The sequence below is a fragment of the Domibacillus sp. A3M-37 genome, assembly GCF_024213455.1.
GTDB lineage: Bacteria > Bacillota > Bacilli > Bacillales > Domibacillaceae > Domibacillus > Domibacillus tundrae.
On record NZ_JANAVL010000004.1, the window covers coordinates 91,888 to 109,819 of the forward strand.

The 17,932-nt window shown below is 43.6% G+C and carries 16 protein-coding genes; 15 read left to right on the forward strand and 1 reads right to left on the reverse strand.

From position 1 onward, the window contains the following. Positions 1-123: 123 nt before the first annotated feature. Positions 124-1,083, forward strand: a complete 960-nt coding sequence (gene pfkA, locus NLX67_RS08810) for a 6-phosphofructokinase (RefSeq protein ID WP_046178932.1) — start codon at positions 124-126, stop codon at positions 1,081-1,083. A 23-nt stretch (positions 1,084-1,106) separates the two neighbouring features. After that, positions 1,107-2,870: a pyruvate kinase gene (pyk, locus tag NLX67_RS08815; protein ID WP_046178578.1), complete on the forward strand. Its 1,764-nt coding sequence runs from the start codon at positions 1,107-1,109 to the stop codon at positions 2,868-2,870. On the opposite strand, the gene ytvI is transcribed toward pyk, so the two are convergent. After that, positions 2,857-3,876 (reverse strand): sporulation integral membrane protein YtvI, encoded by a 1,020-nt coding sequence (gene ytvI / locus NLX67_RS08820; RefSeq protein WP_254311442.1) that lies wholly within the window; start codon positions 3,874-3,876, stop codon positions 2,857-2,859. The genes pyk and ytvI overlap by 14 nt on opposite strands. Before the next feature lie 77 nt (positions 3,877-3,953). On the opposite strand from ytvI, the gene NLX67_RS08825 reads away from it, so the two are divergent. From NLX67_RS08825 to nrdR, 13 genes are all read left to right on the forward strand, one after another. After that, on the forward strand, positions 3,954-4,409 hold the full coding sequence (locus NLX67_RS08825) for a DUF441 domain-containing protein (RefSeq protein WP_046178580.1): 456 nt from the start codon (positions 3,954-3,956) through the stop codon (positions 4,407-4,409). Between the two features lie 65 nt (positions 4,410-4,474). Then, on the forward strand, positions 4,475-4,717 hold the full coding sequence (locus NLX67_RS08830) for a hypothetical protein (RefSeq protein WP_046178581.1): 243 nt from the start codon (positions 4,475-4,477) through the stop codon (positions 4,715-4,717). A 306-nt stretch (positions 4,718-5,023) separates the two neighbouring features. Continuing rightward, positions 5,024-6,142 carry a citrate synthase gene (gene citZ, locus NLX67_RS08835; RefSeq protein WP_046178582.1) on the forward strand — a complete coding sequence of 373 codons (1,119 nt, stop codon included), beginning with the start codon at positions 5,024-5,026 and terminating at the stop codon, positions 6,140-6,142. A gap of 112 nt (positions 6,143-6,254) precedes the next feature. Next, on the forward strand, positions 6,255-7,523 hold the full coding sequence (gene icd / locus NLX67_RS08840) for an NADP-dependent isocitrate dehydrogenase (protein WP_046178583.1): 1,269 nt from the start codon (positions 6,255-6,257) through the stop codon (positions 7,521-7,523). 68 nt (positions 7,524-7,591) lie between these two features. Then, on the forward strand, positions 7,592-8,533 hold the full coding sequence (gene mdh, locus NLX67_RS08845; protein ID WP_046178584.1) for a malate dehydrogenase: 942 nt from the start codon (positions 7,592-7,594) through the stop codon (positions 8,531-8,533). Positions 8,534-8,662: 129 nt separating this feature from the next. After that, entirely contained in the window at positions 8,663-9,379 is a 717-nt protein-coding gene (locus tag NLX67_RS08850; RefSeq protein ID WP_046178585.1) for a response regulator transcription factor, read from the forward strand. Beyond that, a complete protein-coding gene (gene pnpS, locus NLX67_RS08855; RefSeq protein WP_046178586.1) occupies positions 9,376-11,151 on the forward strand; it encodes a two-component system histidine kinase PnpS in 1,776 nt (591 codons plus the stop codon). The genes NLX67_RS08850 and pnpS overlap by 4 nt, the downstream gene beginning before the upstream one ends. Positions 11,152-11,377: 226 nt before the next feature. After that, positions 11,378-14,002 (forward strand): DNA polymerase I, encoded by a 2,625-nt coding sequence (gene polA, locus NLX67_RS08860; RefSeq protein ID WP_254311444.1) that lies wholly within the window; start codon positions 11,378-11,380, stop codon positions 14,000-14,002. Between the two features lie 12 nt (positions 14,003-14,014). Beyond that, a complete protein-coding gene (mutM, locus tag NLX67_RS08865) occupies positions 14,015-14,851 on the forward strand; it encodes a DNA-formamidopyrimidine glycosylase (RefSeq protein ID WP_046178588.1) in 837 nt (278 codons plus the stop codon). Further along, on the forward strand, positions 14,848-15,444 hold the full coding sequence (gene coaE, locus NLX67_RS08870; RefSeq protein ID WP_254311446.1) for a dephospho-CoA kinase: 597 nt from the start codon (positions 14,848-14,850) through the stop codon (positions 15,442-15,444). The genes mutM and coaE overlap by 4 nt, the downstream gene beginning before the upstream one ends. Positions 15,445-15,592: 148 nt before the next feature. Beyond that, a complete protein-coding gene (locus NLX67_RS08875) occupies positions 15,593-16,621 on the forward strand; it encodes a glyceraldehyde-3-phosphate dehydrogenase (RefSeq protein WP_046178933.1) in 1,029 nt (342 codons plus the stop codon). 210 nt (positions 16,622-16,831) lie between these two features. Then, a complete protein-coding gene (speD, locus tag NLX67_RS08880) occupies positions 16,832-17,215 on the forward strand; it encodes an adenosylmethionine decarboxylase (protein WP_046178590.1) in 384 nt (127 codons plus the stop codon). A gap of 233 nt (positions 17,216-17,448) precedes the next feature. Next, positions 17,449-17,907 (forward strand): transcriptional regulator NrdR, encoded by a 459-nt coding sequence (gene nrdR / locus NLX67_RS08885; protein WP_046178591.1) that lies wholly within the window; start codon positions 17,449-17,451, stop codon positions 17,905-17,907. The last annotated feature ends 25 nt before the right edge of the window (positions 17,908-17,932 follow it).

A 17,932-nucleotide genomic window follows, 5' to 3' on the forward strand; every position in this document is an offset into this window, starting at 1 on the left:
TTTTAGATGTTAACGCTTACTTCGTGGGTAAAGATTGTGAACGGCAAACCGTTCTGTTATCTTAAAAGGAGATAGGCATATGAGAGTTGTGACTGACAAAATTTTTTTAGAGGTGACAGGATGATGAAACGAATTGGTGTATTAACAAGCGGTGGGGACGCGCCGGGAATGAACGCGGCTGTACGGGCAGTTGTCCGGAAGGCAATTTATCATGACATGGAAGTGTTCGGTGTGTATCAGGGCTACCATGGCTTGATTAATGGACACATAAAGCAGTTGGACCGCGGTTCTGTTGGCGATATTATCCATCGCGGAGGTACCATTCTTCGTTCTGCCCGCTGCTTGGAGTTTAAGACACTTGAAGGGCAAAAGCAGGGTATTGAGCAGATGGAGAAATTCGGCATTGAGGGACTCGTTGTCATTGGCGGAGATGGATCGTACATGGGAGCAAAAGCATTGACTGAGCACGGTTTCCCATGTGTTGGTGTACCAGGAACGATCGATAATGACATTCCAGGAACCGAATTTACAATTGGTTTTGATACGGCTTTGAACACCGTTATCGATGCAATCGATAAAATTCGTGATACAGCAAGCTCTCATGAACGGACATTTATTGTCGAAGTGATGGGCCGCCATGCAGGAGATCTTGCGCTTTGGTCAGGCCTTGCCGGCGGAGCGGAAACAATTCTTATTCCAGAAGCGCCGTATGACATGAACAAAATTGCTTCAAAGCTAAAACGTAGCCAGGAGCGCGGCAAGAAACACAGTATTATTGTCGTAGCAGAAGGCGTCATGACAGGTAACAAATTTGGTGCTATTATTGAAGAGTTGACAGGATTCGACACGCGCGTTTCTGTTTTGGGCCATATGCAGCGCGGAGGCACGCCAAGCGCGTCAGACAGGGTGTTGGCAAGCCGTCTCGGTGCGCATGCAGTGGAATTGCTTCTTGAAGGAAAAGGCGGACGGGCTGTCGGAATCGAACAAAACCAAATCGTTGATTACGACATTATCGAAGCGCTTTCGAAGCCGCACAAAGTGGATCAGCGTATGTATGAACTATCACAGGAACTGTCGATTTAACTACGAAATTGGAGGAACTATTGATGCAAAAAACGAAAATCGTCTGTACAATCGGACCGGCAAGTGAAAGTCTTGAAACGCTTGAATCGTTAATAAAAGCAGGGATGAACGTTGCCCGTTTGAACTTCTCTCATGGAAGCCATGAAGAGCATGGGGCGCGTATTCAAAATATTCGCCAGGCAGCAAAAAATACGGGGAGAACGGTCGCGATTTTACTTGACACGAAAGGTCCTGAAATTCGCACACACCAAATGGAAAACGGATCTATTGAGCTCGAAAGCGGAAAAGACGCCGTTGTTTCGATGACAGAAGTGCTCGGAACACCTGAAAAATTTTCAATTACGTATTCAGGTTTAATTGATGATGTGGAGCCAGGCTCCAGCATTTTACTTGATGATGGCTTAATTGGTCTTCTTGTCACAGGCATTGATCGTGAAAAAGGCGAAATTGGCGTTCGCATTTTAAACAGCGGTACGCTAAAAAACAAAAAAGGGGTAAACGTTCCGGGCGTTTCCGTTAAATTGCCAGGAATTACAGAAAAAGACGCAGAGGACATTCGTTTTGGCATCGAGCAGGACGTAGACTTTATCGCCGCCTCTTTTGTCCGTCGTACATCTGATGTATTGGATATTCGTGAGCTTTTGGAAAAAAACAAAGCGGCTCACATTCAAATTATCCCGAAAATTGAGAACCAGGAAGGTGTCGATAACATTGATGACATCCTTGAAGTAGCTGACGGCTTAATGGTAGCGCGTGGGGATCTTGGTGTGGAAATTCCGGCTGAAGAAGTGCCGATTGTTCAGAAACAGCTTATCAAAAAATGCAACCTGCTGGGCAAACCAGTTATTACTGCTACACAAATGCTTGATTCGATGCAGCGTAATCCACGCCCAACCCGTGCAGAGGCAAGTGATGTGGCCAACGCAATTTTTGACGGAACGGATGCCATTATGCTATCAGGTGAAACGGCAGCTGGTACTTACCCGCTTGAAGCCGTTCAAACAATGCATAACATTGCTGTTCGGGCAGAAGCAGAATTGCAAATGAAAGACATTCCGCCACGCCGCCGCAACAATACAGGGCGCATGACAATGACGGATGCCATTGGGCAGTCTGTTGCGAAAACAGCAGAAGCACTTGAAGTACGCGCTATTATTGCGCCAACGTCAAGCGGCCATACAGCACGAATGATTTCACGCTACCGTCCAAAAGCATCTATTTATGCGGTGACAGATAGTGAGCGTGTCACAAGAAGCCTTTCACTTGTCTGGGGTGTAGTGCCTCTTATGGGACTAAGCGTATCTTCTACAGATGAAATGCTTGATAATGCGGTTGTTCATTGTTTGGACGAAGGCATGATCAGCCACGGTGAACTTGTTGTGATTACTGCGGGAGTTCCAGTAGGTGAATCCGGAACAACAAACTTAATGAAAATCCACGTTGTCGGTGATATTTTAGTGAAAGCACAAGGTATCGGCCGTCATTCTGCATACGGGAAAGTGGTAACGGCGAAAACATCATCTGAAGCACTTGAAAAAGTAAAGCAAGGCGACATCCTTGTCACATACGGAACCGACCGTGAAATGATGCCTGCTATTGAAAAATGCAGTGCTATTATTACGGAAGAAGGCGGATTAACGAGTCATGCAGCTGTTGTTGGCATTAATCTAGGCATTCCGGTTATCGTTGATGTAGAAGGAGCTTTAACAACACTCTCAGACGGACAGGAAATTACAGTTGATGCAGCACGCGGTATTATCTACAATGGTCACGCTAACGTTTTGTAAACAACAAGCGAGAGCGATACACGGACGAACAAGCAAGCAAAAACAGAGGTCCTGTCATTAAACCAAAAATGCCTGCTAAATGGTAACCAGCAAATGCTGCAAATAAAACAGCAAGCGGATGCAGTCCAGCTGAATCGGCCACGAGTTTTGGTTCAAGCAGCTGGCGCATGATCGTAATTACTACGTAAAGAATGGCGGCAAAAACGGCGATTTTTGTTTGGCCGGTGAGTATGCAGAAAAACACCCATGGAAGAAACAGTAAGCTTGACCCGATGATGGGCAAGAACTCAAGCACTGCCGTTAAAAAAGCAAGCTCCAGCACGTGGGGGATATGCAACAGAAAAAAACCAATACATGCAGCGGCAAAAGTAGCGGCAAAAAGCTGCACTTGGGCATAACCGTATGCATAAAAAGAAGCAGAAAAATCATTTGCAGCAATAGCTGTTTTTTCACGGATGGATTCAGGCAGGATTGAAATAAAGGAAGAACCATCCTTTGCAATGAAAAATGCAGCCAGTATGGCAATTAATACTTCAACTGCTGTTCCTGAAAGAGCGAGAAAATAAGATGTGCCTATGAGCAGCCATTTTCCCGCGTATTCTTCAATAGTGTTGCCAATAGCTGTTTCAACATCGTATAAAGACTGTACTAGAAGCTCTTTTTGATCTTCTGTTAGAAAAGCCGTAATGCTATTAATTAACTGTTCTAAATGCGCTGTAGCGACCGGAATGTAATGAGGAATCACATAATGGATGTGTGAAGCTGTTCGGGCGCCGATCCAGCCGAATAAAAACAGACCAGCCGAAAATAGGCACAGAATCCATCCTAGAGAAGCGAGCACAGCAACGTTTCGGGATACACCCGCTTTTTTTTGAATGAAGTGGGCTGGTTTATGCAAAACAGCGGCAAAAAATGCCCCGGCTAAAAAAGGCTTGAAAATCGGCAGCAGCCAGTAAATAGAAAGCAAGACCGCACTAACGAGAACATATTGTATAATCATCCGCATGGTACATGCCTCCATCTCTCTTATACTCGTATGAAGAAATGGGCATGTCCATGCGTCTTTTTTTTAGAGGTGAACACATGCAGGCATATTTATTTTTGCTTTTATTGGTCATAATCAGCATGATCGCGAAAAATCAATCATTGCTTTTCGCATCTGCCCTTTTGCTTGCCTTAAAAGCAGTGGGTCTCGATATGAAATGGTTTGATTTGATGCAAAAAAACGGTATAAACTGGGGTGTAACAGTTATTACAATAGCGGTACTTATCCCGATTGCAACAGGTGCAATTGGCTTCAAGGAACTAGGGGCAGCATTAAAATCGCCATACGCCTGGATTGCGCTAGCGGCCGGTATTCTTGTTGCGCTAATCGCAAAAAATGGGATTGTGCTTTTGGCGGAAGATCCGCATATAACAACAGCACTTGTATTGGGCACAGTATTAGCTGTAGCCCTTTTCAACGGTGTTCCAGTCGGTCCGTTAATCGGTGCAGGCATTGCGTATTATGCAATGAAATTATTTTCTTTGTTCCAGTAACCGAAAAGCGAAACTTTTTTACCGGGTTATCCGTAAGCATATAATATAAGAAGATAAAAAAGGGGATGAGCACGGTGTTAACGAAAAATCCGGGTATTGCCGCTGTATTGAGCGTGTTTTGGACGGGAGTCGGCCAAATTTATAACGGCCAAATTATAAAAGGCCTTATTTTAATTGTCGTACAAATAGTGAATGCAGCGTTAATGTGGGTGTTAATCGGCTTTGTGACCTATCCGATTGTATGGATCTGGGGCATTTATGACGCATATAAAACGGCGGAAAGAATGAATAGACGTTCTGATTTTTAAGCCGGAACATATTATAATACCATAAATTCCGAGCATGTTATGTTCGGAATTTTGCTATTTTCTAAAAAAATTTTGAACGATTTGACACGTTTTGATTCACAAACCTGTATAGATTGTTTATAATAAGCAATGTAAGCGCACACCTTTTTGAACATTGCACCAATTTTTTTTGTTCGGAAAAGTGGTATACAATTTTACATAAGCTTTTTTATTTTCAAAATGGTACTGAGCAGTTGCTCAGAATGCACATACAAACAAATAAAAAAGCGGGTAATGGGGAAATAAACAGGCGAAGGAGAGATAATTATGACTACTGCACGCGGACTCGAAGGAGTAGTTGCTACAACGTCATCTGTCAGTTCAATCATTGATGACACACTTACATACGCAGGTTATGACATTGATGATCTGACTGAAAATGCGAGCTTTGAAGAAGTGATTTATTTGCTTTGGCACCGCAGCCTTCCGACACAGGCACAGCTGGACGAGCTGAAATTACAGCTATCGGAAAGCTATGACATCCCTCAGGAAATTATGGATCATTTCAAAATGTATCCAATTGACAAAGTTCATCCAATGGCGGCGCTCCGTTCATCCGTTTCATTACTCGGTCTTTATGACGAAGAAGCAGATGTTATGACAGATGAAGCCAACTATCGTAAAGCAATTCGTATTCAAGCAAAAATTCCGGCACTGGTTACAGCATTTGCACGCATCCGTAAAGGACAAGAGCCGATTGCGCCGAAAAAAGAATATGGCATCGCGGAAAACTTCTTGTATATGCTTTCCGGCAATGAGCCGACAGCAGTGGAAATTGAGGCATTCGATAAGGCACTCGTTCTTCATGCAGATCATGAACTAAATGCTTCCACATTTACAGCGCGTGTATGCGTGGCAACGTTATCTGATATGTATTCTGGTGTAACAGCTGCTCTTGGTGCACTTAAAGGTCCTCTTCATGGCGGCGCAAACGAACAAGTTATGAAAATGCTTACAGAAATCGGCTCAGCTGATAATGTGGAGCCATACATTCTTGAAAAGCTAAACAATAAGGAAAAAATCATGGGCTTTGGACACCGTGTTTATCGTCAAGGCGACCCGCGCGCGAAGCACCTTCGTGAGATGTCAAAGCGCTTGACGGAGCAAAACGGTGAGCCTGAGCTTTATAATATGTCGATTGAAATTGAAGAACTTGTAACAGGCAACAAAAATCTTCCACCAAATGTTGACTTCTATTCGGCATCCGTTTACCATAGCCTCGGCATTGAGCACGATTTGTTCACTCCTATTTTTGCTGTGAGTCGTGTATCTGGCTGGATCGCGCATATTCTCGAGCAGTATGCCAATAACAGACTGATCCGTCCACGGGCGGAATATACAGGTCCAGATATGCAAAAATACGTGTCGATCGACCAACGTACCTGATTAAGAAAGCATTTGCAAACAAATAAATAACTAGTGTAATATGGAAGATGGCAAACAAAGGTTAGGGCACGAATCCTCTAACCTTTGAACATGGAATTGGAGGAATTTTAAGATGACTCAAGGCGAAAAAATTACAATGCAAGACGGCGTATTAAACGTACCAAACAATCCCGTCGTTCCTTTTATTGAAGGCGATGGAATCGGTCCTGATATTTGGGCAGCAGCATCACGCGTATTAGATGCAGCAGTTGAAAAAGAATACAATGGTGAAAAGAAAATCATCTGGAAAGAAGTTCTTGCCGGTGAAAAAGCATTCAATCAAACAGGCGAATGGCTTCCAAAAGAAACGCTTGAGCAAATTGATGAATACTTAATCGCAATTAAAGGTCCACTTACAACTCCAGTTGGCGGCGGAATTCGTTCATTGAACGTGGCACTTCGTCAAGAATTGGATCTTTTCACGTGCCTTCGTCCAGTTCGTTATTTTGATGGCGTACCTTCACCGGTAAAACGCCCTGAAGATACAGATATGGTTATTTTCCGTGAAAACACAGAAGATATCTATGCAGGAATTGAGTATGCAGAAGGTTCTGACGAAGTGAAAAAAGTCATCGAATTCCTTAAAAATGAAATGGGCGTAAATAAAATTCGTTTCCCTGAAACATCAGGAATTGGCATTAAGCCAATCTCAAAAGAAGGAACAGAGCGCCTTGTACGTTCCGCAATTAACTATGCATTAAAAGAAGGCCGCAAGTCTCTGACGCTCGTTCATAAAGGCAACATTATGAAATTTACAGAAGGTGCGTTTAAAAGCTGGGGCTATGATCTTGCTGAGAAAGAATTCGGCGATCAAGTCTTTACATGGGAGCAATACGATAAAATTAAAGAAGCAGAAGGCACAGATGCTGCGAACAAAGCACAGTCTGACGCTGAAGCAGCGGGCAAATTGATCGTAAAAGATTCCATTGCCGACATCTTCCTGCAGCAAATTTTGACTCGTCCGAAAGAGTTCGATGTTGTCGCAACAATGAACTTGAACGGTGATTACATTTCTGATGCTCTTGCAGCGCAAGTAGGCGGAATCGGTATCGCACCAGGCGCAAATATTAACTACGAAACAGGCCATGCGATTTTTGAAGCAACACACGGAACAGCACCAAAGTACGCTGGTCTTGATAAAGTAAACCCATCATCTGTATTATTGTCAGGCGTTTTGCTTCTTGAGCACCTTGGCTGGACAGAAGCAGCAAGTGCGATCACGAAATCAGTGGAAAAAACGATCTCTTCTAAAGTGGTTACATATGACTTTGCCCGCCTTATGGATGGCGCAACAGAAGTGAAATGCTCTGAATTCGCAGATGAATTAATTAAAAACCTATAACGGCCAATGCTCTCCATTACGGAGAGCATATACATACTGATTTATACAAATAAAGGGGGAGTTTTATTATGACAGCATACAATCGCAAAAAAGTTTCTGTAATCGGTGGCGGATTCACGGGTGCAACAACAGCGTTCTTTCTTGCACAAAAAGAATTGGCAGATGTTGTCCTAGTAGATATCCCACAAGCAGACGGTCCTACAAAAGGGAAAGCTTTGGATATGTTAGAAGCAAGCCCGGTTCAAGGATTTGACGCAAACATTACAGGTACATCAGATTATGCAGATACAGCGGGTTCTGATATTGTTATTATCACAGCGGGAATTGCGCGTAAACCAGGCATGAGCCGTGATGACCTTGTTCAGACGAACCAAAAAGTAATGAAATCTGTTACAGCTGAAATCGTCAAACATGCTCCAGATTGTACGATTATCGTGTTAACAAATCCAGTTGATGCAATGACTTATACTGTTTTAAAAGAATCTGGATTCCCGAAAAACCGTGTTATCGGCCAATCAGGCGTCCTGGATACAGCTCGTTTCCGTACATTCGTTGCACAAGAATTGAAAGTATCAGTTAAAGATGTAACAGGTTTTGTTCTTGGCGGTCACGGTGATGACATGGTACCGCTTGTTCGTTATTCATATGCAGGCGGCATCCCGCTTGAAACATTAATTCCGAAAGATCGTTTAGATGCAATCGTTGAACGCACGCGTAAAGGCGGCGGCGAAATTGTTCAGCTTCTAGGCAACGGTTCAGCATACTATGCACCAGCGGCATCACTTGTTGAGATGACAGAGGCCATCCTAAAAGATCAGCGCCGCATTTTGCCCGCAATTGCTTATCTCGAAGGCGAGTACGGTTACGATAAATTGTACTTGGGCGTCCCGACAATCCTTGGCGGCAACGGCATTGAAAAGATCATTGAACTCGAATTGACTGCAGATGAAAAAGCAGGTCTTGACAAGTCTGCTGACGCTGTACGCAATGTCATGTCTGTTCTTGCATAAACATATGCTTTAAAGAACCTGCCATCAATTGGCAGGTTCTTTTTTATACAAATCCTTGCAGAACGGCTCTTTCTCAAGCATGATTATTTCGTTATAATGGAAGATAGACATTTGAATCAGGAGGGCCATATGAAAAAAATTCTAGTCGTGGATGATGAATCATCTATCGTGACATTAATTAAATACAACCTCGAACAAGCGGGCTTTGAAGTGGAAACCGCTTGTGACGGAGAGGAAGCTCTTAAGCAGGCAGAAGCGGTATCACCTGATTTGATTATTTTGGATTGGATGCTCCCGAAGTTTGATGGCATGGAAGTGTGCAAAGATCTTCGTCAAAGAAGAGTGACGACACCGATTTTAATGCTAACAGCCAAAGATGAAGAGTTTGATAAAGTACTTGGCCTTGAACTAGGAGCAGATGATTACATGACGAAACCATTTAGTCCGCGAGAATTGATTGCCCGTGTAAAAGCAATTTTGCGCCGTGTTCAGCAGGCGCCGGCAGAACCGGTTGAGGAAGAAGTAGATGACAGCGAGTTAATTAAAGTGGCTGACTTAAAGCTGTTTCCTGAAAAATACGAAGCGTATTACAAAGAAAACCTGATTGATTTAACACCAAAAGAATTTGAACTGCTGCTGTTTTTAGCTGAAAATAAAACGAGAGTGCTGACACGTGACCAGCTGCTTGCGGCTGTCTGGAAATATGACTTTGTCGGTGATACACGTATCGTAGATGTTCATATTAGCCACTTGCGTGATAAAATGGAGGAAAATACAAAAAAACCACAATACATTAAAACAATCCGCGGTTTGGGCTACAAATTGGAAGAACCAAGAGAAGCATGATCAATTTTCGGACAAGGCTGATCTTGTCGCTTATCACATTCATTGCCATCGTACTTGTCGCACTTGGCATTTGGCTTGGTCAAATGTTTAAATCGTATTATTTGGCAACGGTTAACGACCGTCTTGAACGAGAAACATCTTTACTCGCCAGTGCGATAGAAGATTGGGGAGGGGTTAAAGCGTTCGATCCTGTTATGCTCGGGGAGTGGAGCGAGCAAATGGATACACGCTTGAATGTAGCGGATAACGCCGGAAATCTTCTTTATGACAGCGGCGGAGCAAATGAGCAGCAGACAGCGATTCACCATGATATTGTACAGCGTATTTCAGGTACATTGAATGAAGAAAATTATAAAAATTCATTGTTGCGAAAATTGGACGTTCAATATCATTGGGAGCATATTTTAAATGAAGAAGGCGAGCAGGAGGGCTACGTTGTAGTCAGCATGCGAGTGGAGGCGCTCGATGAAATATACGGGCAAATCTGGCTTATTTTACTGGCGTCACTCGGGTTTTCTCTTGTGCTGATCGTCTTGATCGGAACAAAAATAACGGGTCGTTACGTGAAGCCAATTGAATCCGCTACAGCTGTTGCCATTGAACTGGCAAAAGGCAATTATCGGGCACGCACATATGAAACTCCGCCGGATGAAGTGGGAATGCTTAACACATCGATTAATATTTTAGCGCGAAATTTGCAGGAAATGATGCAGGCGCAGGAGGTTCATCAAAATCGTCTGACTACGTTAATAGAAAATATTGAAAGCGGCTTACTGCTTATTGATGATCGCGGATATATTGTCATGGCAAACCGTTCGTTTAAAAAAATGTATAGTACAGGCCGAATTATTAAAAAACGGTATTACGAAGTGATTACGCAGGAAGATGTAATAAAAGTAGTGGAAGATGTATTTATGACGGAAAAAAACGTCCGCCGACAAATTAAAATCCCATTCGAGCTGGAAGAAAAAGAAATTGAAGTATCCGGCGCACCGATTATTGGTACAAATGACGAGTGGAAAGGCATCCTGATTGTATTTCATGATATAACCGAAATCAAGCACTTGGAGCAAATGCGTAAAGATTTTGTTGCGAATGTTTCCCATGAATTAAAAACACCGATTACGTCGATTAAAGGTTTTTCGGAAACACTTTTAGATGGTGCATTGAATGATCCGGATGCTGCTAAAATGTTTTTGGAGATTATTTGGAAAGAAAGCGGCCGGATGGAGACGCTTGTTGCGGATCTTTTAGACCTGTCAAAAATCGAACAAAAAGGGCTTACGATCAATATTACGACTGTATCATTAAACAAATTGATGAAAGAAATGATTGTCACACTTGAAAGCCGGCTTGAAGCGAAACAAATCGTTCTGCGGGTGAATTTGCCTGATCATTTAATGATTCAGGGAGACGAATACCGGCTGAAGCAAGTGTTTCTAAATTTAATTACAAATGCCATTTTATATACGCCAAAAGGCGGCCGGATTTTTATTGAAGGAAACGAGTCAGACCGCATGGTGAATGTGAGGGTCTCAGATACAGGAATCGGTATCGAAAAAATGGAGCTGCCGCGTATTTTCGAGCGCTTTTACCGGGTTGACAAGGCGCGGAGCCGGGATTCAGGCGGAACAGGGCTTGGGCTTGCGATCGTGAAGCATATTATGGAAGCCCATCACGGGAAAATCAATGTGGAAAGTAAAATGAATGAAGGAACATCGTTTACGGTTTCATTTAGAAAAGACCTGACGAATGATTTTACAAAAGATTAATGAATCGTTTACATTCATTTTATATTCATCTGGTATAGTATGAAGTATCAACCCCCTTTATCCAGCTTTTGTTTGGCGGAGTCCCCTTGTTGATGGGTCTCCGCCGCTTTTTTTTATCGGGACGGATATAAGCCGTTGTTTTCTTTTATTCTACCGTGCATGGTAGAATAAAAAAGAAAACAACGGCTTTTTTAATGCATTCAGTCTTGGATGCAAAGGAGGATTTATGGAGAAAAAATTAGTATTAATCGACGGAAACAGCATTGCGTACCGAGCTTTTTTTGCACTGCCGCTTTTAAGCAATTCTAAAGGTGTGCATACAAATGCTGTGTACGGCTTTGCCATGATGCTTAATAAAATTGTGAAAGATGAACAGCCGACCCATATGCTCGTTGCGTTTGACGCAGGGAAAACGACATTTCGCCATGAAACGTTCAAAGAATATAAAGGGACGCGCCAAAAAACACCGCCTGAGCTTTCCGAGCAGTTTTCGTACGTACGTGAATTATTAAAAGCGTACGGCATCCCGTATTTTGAGCTGGAAAATTATGAAGCAGATGATATTATTGGAACGCTGTCTCTTGAAGCGGAGCGGGAAGGGTTTATCGTCAAAGTGTATTCAGGTGATAAAGATTTAACACAGCTCGCAACAGACAAAACGACTGTATGCATTACACGCAAAGGAATCACCGACATTGAAGAGTATACACCAGAGCATGTTCAAGAAAAATATGGGCTGAAGCCGCTTCAAATTATTGATATGAAAGGGCTGATGGGCGACTCATCAGATAATATTCCGGGTGTACCAGGCGTTGGTGAAAAAACAGCGATTAAGCTGTTGAAGCAATTTCATTCTGTCGAAGCGCTGCTGGAGGCGATTGATCAAGTAAGCGGAGCAAAGCTGAAAGAAAAACTGACTGAACATAAAGATATGGCTGTTATGAGCAAGCAGCTGGCCACTATTTTACGAACTGTACCACTTGAGCTGGCAATGGAACGGCTTGTATACAATGGCGCAAACGATGATGAACTGTATGATTTATACCGTGACCTCGAATTTAAAACGCTCCTTGAAGGTATATATCGGACGGCCGAAGCAGAACAAATGACAGACGTGTCATTTACGATCGTCACAGAACCGGAAGCGGCTCATTTTAAACAAGCAGACGCCGTTTATGTGGAAATGATGGATGTGAATTATCATAGAGCGCCGATTGCGGGTATCGCTGTATCCGGCAATGGACATACCATTTTTATGTCTGGGGAAACGGCTATTTCGTCTCTTGCGTTTAAACAATGGGCAGAGAACCAATCGGCTCGAAAAACGGTTTTTGATGCGAAACGGACTGTTATTGCACTGCGACGCCATGGTATTGAGATTGCCGGTGTTGACTTTGATGTATTTCTTGCTTCTTATTTGATCAATCCGTCCGAATCACCAGAAGATTTTGCGGCTGTGGCGAAACTGCACGGCGAAACGGGAATCGCATCAGATGAAGCGGTTTATGGCAAAGGCGCAAAGCGTGCGCTTCCGGCAGAAGAGGTGTATGCAAAACATGTTAGTGCCAAGGCGGAAGCATTAAGCCGTCTCGATGAAACGTGCCGGCACGAGCTGTCCCAAAATAGTCAAAACGAATTATTGGATGAGCTTGAACTGCCGCTGGCGCTCATTTTAGCGGATGTGGAATCAGAGGGTGTCCGTGTTGATATAAACCGATTAAATGAAATGGGCACAGAATTGAAAAAACGGCTTGCTGAAATGGAACAGACGATTCATACACTTGCCGGAACCGATTTTAATATTAATTCGCCGAAGCAGCTAGGGGTTATTTTATTTGAGAAGCTTGGATTGCCGACACTGAAAAAAACAAAGACAGGCTATTCTACATCCGCTGATGTGCTGGAAAAATTAGCACCGTCACATGAAATTGTTCAGCATATCCTGGATTATCGCCAAATCGGCAAACTGCAGTCTACATACATCGAAGGGCTGCTTAAAGTTGCGGATCCGAACACGTGCAAAATTCACACGCGCTTTAATCAAGCTTTAACTCAAACAGGGCGGCTCAGCTCGACTGATCCAAATCTGCAAAATATTCCGATCCGCTTGGAAGAAGGACGGAAAATCCGGCAGGCGTTTATTCCAGAAAAAGCGGACTCCGTCATGTTTGCGGCTGATTATTCGCAAATTGAGCTGCGGGTGTTAGCTCATATAAGCGGGGATGAAAAACTGATTGACGCATTTAAGCACGGGCTCGATATTCATACCGCAACTGCAATGGAAGTGTTCCATGTTAAGGAAAGTGTTGTAACATCTAATATGCGGCGCCAGGCAAAGGCGGTTAATTTCGGTATTGTTTATGGCATTAGTGATTATGGCTTGTCACAAAATCTTGGAATTACCCGGAAAGACGCAGCTGAATTTATTGGCCGTTATTTAAAGACGTATCCAGGTGTCAAAGAATACATGGACATGATTATTCGTGAAGCAAAAGAAAAAGGCTACGTGACAACACTGCTAAATCGTCGCCGCTATCTCCCCGAAATAACGAGCCGCAACTTTAATTTGCGTTCGTTCGGTGAGCGTACGGCAATGAATACGCCGATTCAAGGAAGTGCAGCCGATATTATTAAAAAAGCGATGATTGATGTCGCCGAGCGGCTTGAGCAGGAACAATTAACATCCAAGCTGTTATTACAGGTGCACGATGAACTGATCTTTGATGTGCCAAAAGAAGAAATTGATCAAATGGAACGTATTGTACCGGAGGTCATGGAGCATGCTTTTGAGCTGGATGTCCCGCTCAAAGTGGACTATTCATTTGGACCGACATGGTACGATGCAAAGTAAGGAGAGAGAAGTATGCCGGAATTACCGGAAGTAGAAACAGTCCGCCGCACATTATTAGACCTTGCGGCGGGCAAAACGATAGCTGGCGTCGATATACGCTGGCCAAAAATGATTAAGCAGCCGGAAGCCGAACCATTTCGTGATGCGCTAGTTGGTGAAACGATCCGATCAATCGACCGCCGTGGGAAATTTTTAATTTTCCAGCTGGATCATTACGCGCTTATTTCGCATTTACGGATGGAAGGGAAATTCAGTGTTAATCAATCATCTGAACCGGAAGCACCGCATACACACGTTGTCTTTTCATTTACAGACGGCAGTGAGCTTCGCTACCGGGACGTTCGCAAATTCGGTACGATGCATTTAACAGCAAAAGGAACAGAAAACGAACTTTCTTCTTTAAAAGCACTTGGTCCGGAGCCGTTTGATGAACGCTTTACACCAGAATATTTACATGAAAAGCTGCAAAAAACATCTAGACAAGTGAAAACGGCACTTCTTGATCAAATTATTGTTACTGGCCTTGGGAATATTTATGTGGATGAAGTATTGTTTCGGTCACGTGTGCATCCACATCGGGTTAGCAGGACGATTACGAAAGAAGAAGCAAAACAAATCCACTTGTATACAATCAGCGTATTAGCAGAAGCAGTCGAAAGAGGCGGAAGTACGATTCGAACTTATCTTAACAGCCAAGGGCAAAAAGGGACGTTTCAAGAAGTATTGAACGTATATGGACGTGCAGGGGAAGCGTGTGTAGAATGCGGAGCGGAAATTGTGAAGATGAAAACCGGCGGACGTGGCACACATATTTGCCTGCACTGTCAGCCGCTTGAAGGTTCAGTATGATTATTGGATTAACCGGTGGAATTGCAAGCGGGAAAAGCACAGTCAGCAGTCTGCTCAAAGAAAAGGGGTTTACAGTTATCGACGCAGATATCGCCGCCCGCGCTGTTGTCATGCCAGGGCAGCCAGCACTACTGAAAATTGTTGAGGTGTTTGGCAGTGAGATCTTAGCACTAGATGGAACATTGAATCGTGAAAAGCTCGGATCAATCATTTTCCATGATGAATCCAAACGAAAACAGCTAAATGACATTGTTCACCCAGCTGTCCGAGCATGGATGCTGTCTGAAAAGAACAACGCAATTGAGGCGGGGCACGAAACGATTATTTTTGATATTCCTCTTTTATTTGAAAGCAAGCTCACATGGATGGCAGACCGTACATTGCTTATTTACGTTGAACCAGCTGTTCAGCTAAAACGGCTTATGGATCGAAATGGTTATACAGAGCAAGAAGCTGCTGCCCGGATTCAGTCCCAGATGCCTATTAATGAGAAAAAAGCGCTCGCCGATGACATAATCGACAATAGTGAAACAATCGAAAAAACAATAGAGCAACTCAGCAACTGGATAACCCGATTAGGACTCGATTCTTAATCGGGTCTTTTTGTGTCCCTTTCTTCAAAATTAACTGATTTATTTTATTGGGTCATTTTATTATTTCTTTTTCACTTTAATGTGTTATACTAAATTCAGATAATAAATATAAAGTATAACACTAATTTGTGGGAGGCCCTCATTTATGATGAAAGCAAAAGTAGCAATTAACGGATTTGGCCGGATTGGCCGCATGGTGTTTCGCAAAGCGATTTTGGACGATGACCTTGATATTGTAGCGGTGAACGCCAGCTATCCGGCGGAAACTCTTGCTCATTTGCTCAAATACGATACGAATCATGGGAAATTCGAAGGGGATGTGCAAACAGAAGGAGATGCCCTTATTATTAATGGGAAACGGGTTCAGCTTCTTTCCAGCCGGGATCCACTCGAACTTCCGTGGGACAAACTTGGTATCGACATTGTCATCGAAGCGACGGGCAAATTTAACGCACGTGAAAAAGCAGCGCTTCATTTGCAGGCAGGAGCAAAAAAAGTGGTCCTCACTGCGCCAGGGAAAAATGAAGACGTGACCATCGTAATGGGGGTAAATGAAGAAGTGCTGGACGTAGAGAAACACGAGATTATTTCAAATGCATCTTGCACAACAAACTGTCTTGCACCGGTTGCCAAAGTACTCGATGAACAATTTGGCATCGAAAATGGCCTAATGACAACCGTTCATGCCTACACAAATGACCAAAAAAATATTGATAATCCACATAAAGATTTACGCCGTGCCCGTGCTTGCGCCCAGTCGATCATTCCGACGTCAACCGGTGCGGCTAAAGCACTGTCACTCGTTTTGCCGCAGCTAAAAGGAAAGGTGCACGGCATGGCGCTTCGTGTGCCAACATCTAACGTGTCGCTCGTCGACCTTGTTGTGGATGTAAAACGGCCGGTAACAGTAAAAGAAGTAAATGACGCATTTAAAGAAGCTGCTGCTGGCCAATTAAAAGGGATTTTAGATTTTACGGAAGAACCACTTGTGTCAGTTGATTTTAATACAAACCCGCATTCTTCTACAGTTGATGGACTGACAACAATTGTGATGGGTGACAGCAAAATAAAAGTGCTTGCTTGGTACGATAATGAGTGGGGCTACTCTTGCCGGGTCGTTGATCTTGTCCATTTTGTGGCGGAACAAATGAAGAAAAGAGTCTATATTTCTGCTTAAATTAAGCAACGAAAAGCTCCGGTGCCTGCCGGAGTTTTTCTTTTGGGAAAAATAAAAGAAACTTGTTGCAAAATGTTGTGGCAGGTCGTATACTCAAATTTGTGAAATAAATGCTTAAAGGGTTAGGACCTCTTCGGACTAACTTTCCCCCGTGGCAGTGATCACTTTTACAATTGATTCAAAAACTACTTTGTAAAAGGGGGAACGATCATGGAAACAATGGGTCGTCACGTCATTTCAGAATTATGGGGCTGCAATTTTGACAAATTAAACGATATGGAAGTCATCGAGAGAACATTTGTCGACGCCGCTCTTAAATCAGGTGCGGAAATTCGCGAAGTCGCGTTCCACAAGTTTGCTCCGCAGGGAGTCAGTGGAGTCGTCATTATCTCCGAGTCTCACTTAACGATTCATAGCTTCCCGGAACATGGATACGCAAGCATTGACGTTTATACATGTGGGGATCTGGATCCAAATATTGCTGCGAACTATATTGCAGATGCGCTTGAAGCTGAAACGCGCGAAACGATTGAGATGCCGCGTGGCATGGGTCCTGTGCGCGCACAACTTAAAGAAACTGCAAACGTTATGTAAACAAAACGGGGTGTATGAACTTTCATACACCTCTTTTCTATTTTCATGACGTCTTTTTTTTAGTATGATAAAGGATAAAGACAAGACCTGCACGATGCAGGTCACGAATGCGTTGCGGTTGATGCCGCATTAGTAGCATTTGATCCGGGCCCACATGATGTGGGTCACAAATGCGTTGCGGCACGATGCCGCGTTATTAGCATTTGATCCTTAAAATCGGAGTTGATTTGATCATGATTTGCCCTGACTGCCGTTTTAACGGGACGAAAGTAGTCGATTCGCGCCCGGCAGATGACGGGCATTCCATCCGTCGGCGCCGCGAATGTGAAAAATGTGGCTACCGGTTTACGACGTTTGAACGTGTCGAGCATATACCTCTCATTGTCGTAAAAAAAGAAGGGATGCGCGAAGAATTTAACCGTGAGAAAATGCTCCGCGGACTGATAAAAGCTTGCGAGAAACGGCCGGTACCACTCGGAACACTTGAGAAAATGACAGCCGACATTGAACGGGATCTGCGTGCAAAAGGTGTATCCGAGGTGCAGTCGGATGAAGTGGGCGAAATGGTTATGGACCGGCTGTCGGCGATTGACGAAGTAGCCTATGTCCGGTTTGCATCCGTTTACCGGCAATTTAAAGATATTAACGTGTTTTTAGACGAGTTAAAAGACATTATTAACAAAGAAAAATAAAATCCCGGGAGATCTTGCTCCGGGC

Coding starts and splice junctions, on each gene's coding strand:
- mdh (WP_046178584.1), top strand. CDS start 7,592: ATGACAGCATACAATCGCAAAAAAGTTTCTGTAATCGGTGGCGGATTC.
- NLX67_RS08830 (WP_046178581.1), top strand. CDS start 4,475: ATGAGCACGGTGTTAACGAAAAATCCGGGTATTGCCGCTGTATTGAGC.
- icd (WP_046178583.1), top strand. CDS start 6,255: ATGACTCAAGGCGAAAAAATTACAATGCAAGACGGCGTATTAAACGTA.
- citZ (WP_046178582.1), top strand. CDS start 5,024: ATGACTACTGCACGCGGACTCGAAGGAGTAGTTGCTACAACGTCATCT.
- speD (WP_046178590.1), top strand. CDS start 16,832: ATGGAAACAATGGGTCGTCACGTCATTTCAGAATTATGGGGCTGCAAT.
- NLX67_RS08825 (WP_046178580.1), top strand. CDS start 3,954: ATGCAGGCATATTTATTTTTGCTTTTATTGGTCATAATCAGCATGATC.
- NLX67_RS08850 (WP_046178585.1), top strand. CDS start 8,663: ATGAAAAAAATTCTAGTCGTGGATGATGAATCATCTATCGTGACATTA.
- nrdR (WP_046178591.1), top strand. CDS start 17,449: ATGATTTGCCCTGACTGCCGTTTTAACGGGACGAAAGTAGTCGATTCG.
- mutM (WP_046178588.1), top strand. CDS start 14,015: ATGCCGGAATTACCGGAAGTAGAAACAGTCCGCCGCACATTATTAGAC.
- pyk (WP_046178578.1), top strand. CDS start 1,107: ATGCAAAAAACGAAAATCGTCTGTACAATCGGACCGGCAAGTGAAAGT.
- NLX67_RS08875 (WP_046178933.1), top strand. CDS start 15,593: ATGAAAGCAAAAGTAGCAATTAACGGATTTGGCCGGATTGGCCGCATG.
- pfkA (WP_046178932.1), top strand. CDS start 124: ATGAAACGAATTGGTGTATTAACAAGCGGTGGGGACGCGCCGGGAATG.
- coaE (WP_254311446.1), top strand. CDS start 14,848: ATGATTATTGGATTAACCGGTGGAATTGCAAGCGGGAAAAGCACAGTC.
- polA (WP_254311444.1), top strand. CDS start 11,378: ATGGAGAAAAAATTAGTATTAATCGACGGAAACAGCATTGCGTACCGA.
- ytvI (WP_254311442.1), bottom strand. CDS start 3,876: ATGCGGATGATTATACAATATGTTCTCGTTAGTGCGGTCTTGCTTTCT.
- pnpS (WP_046178586.1), top strand. CDS start 9,376: ATGATCAATTTTCGGACAAGGCTGATCTTGTCGCTTATCACATTCATT.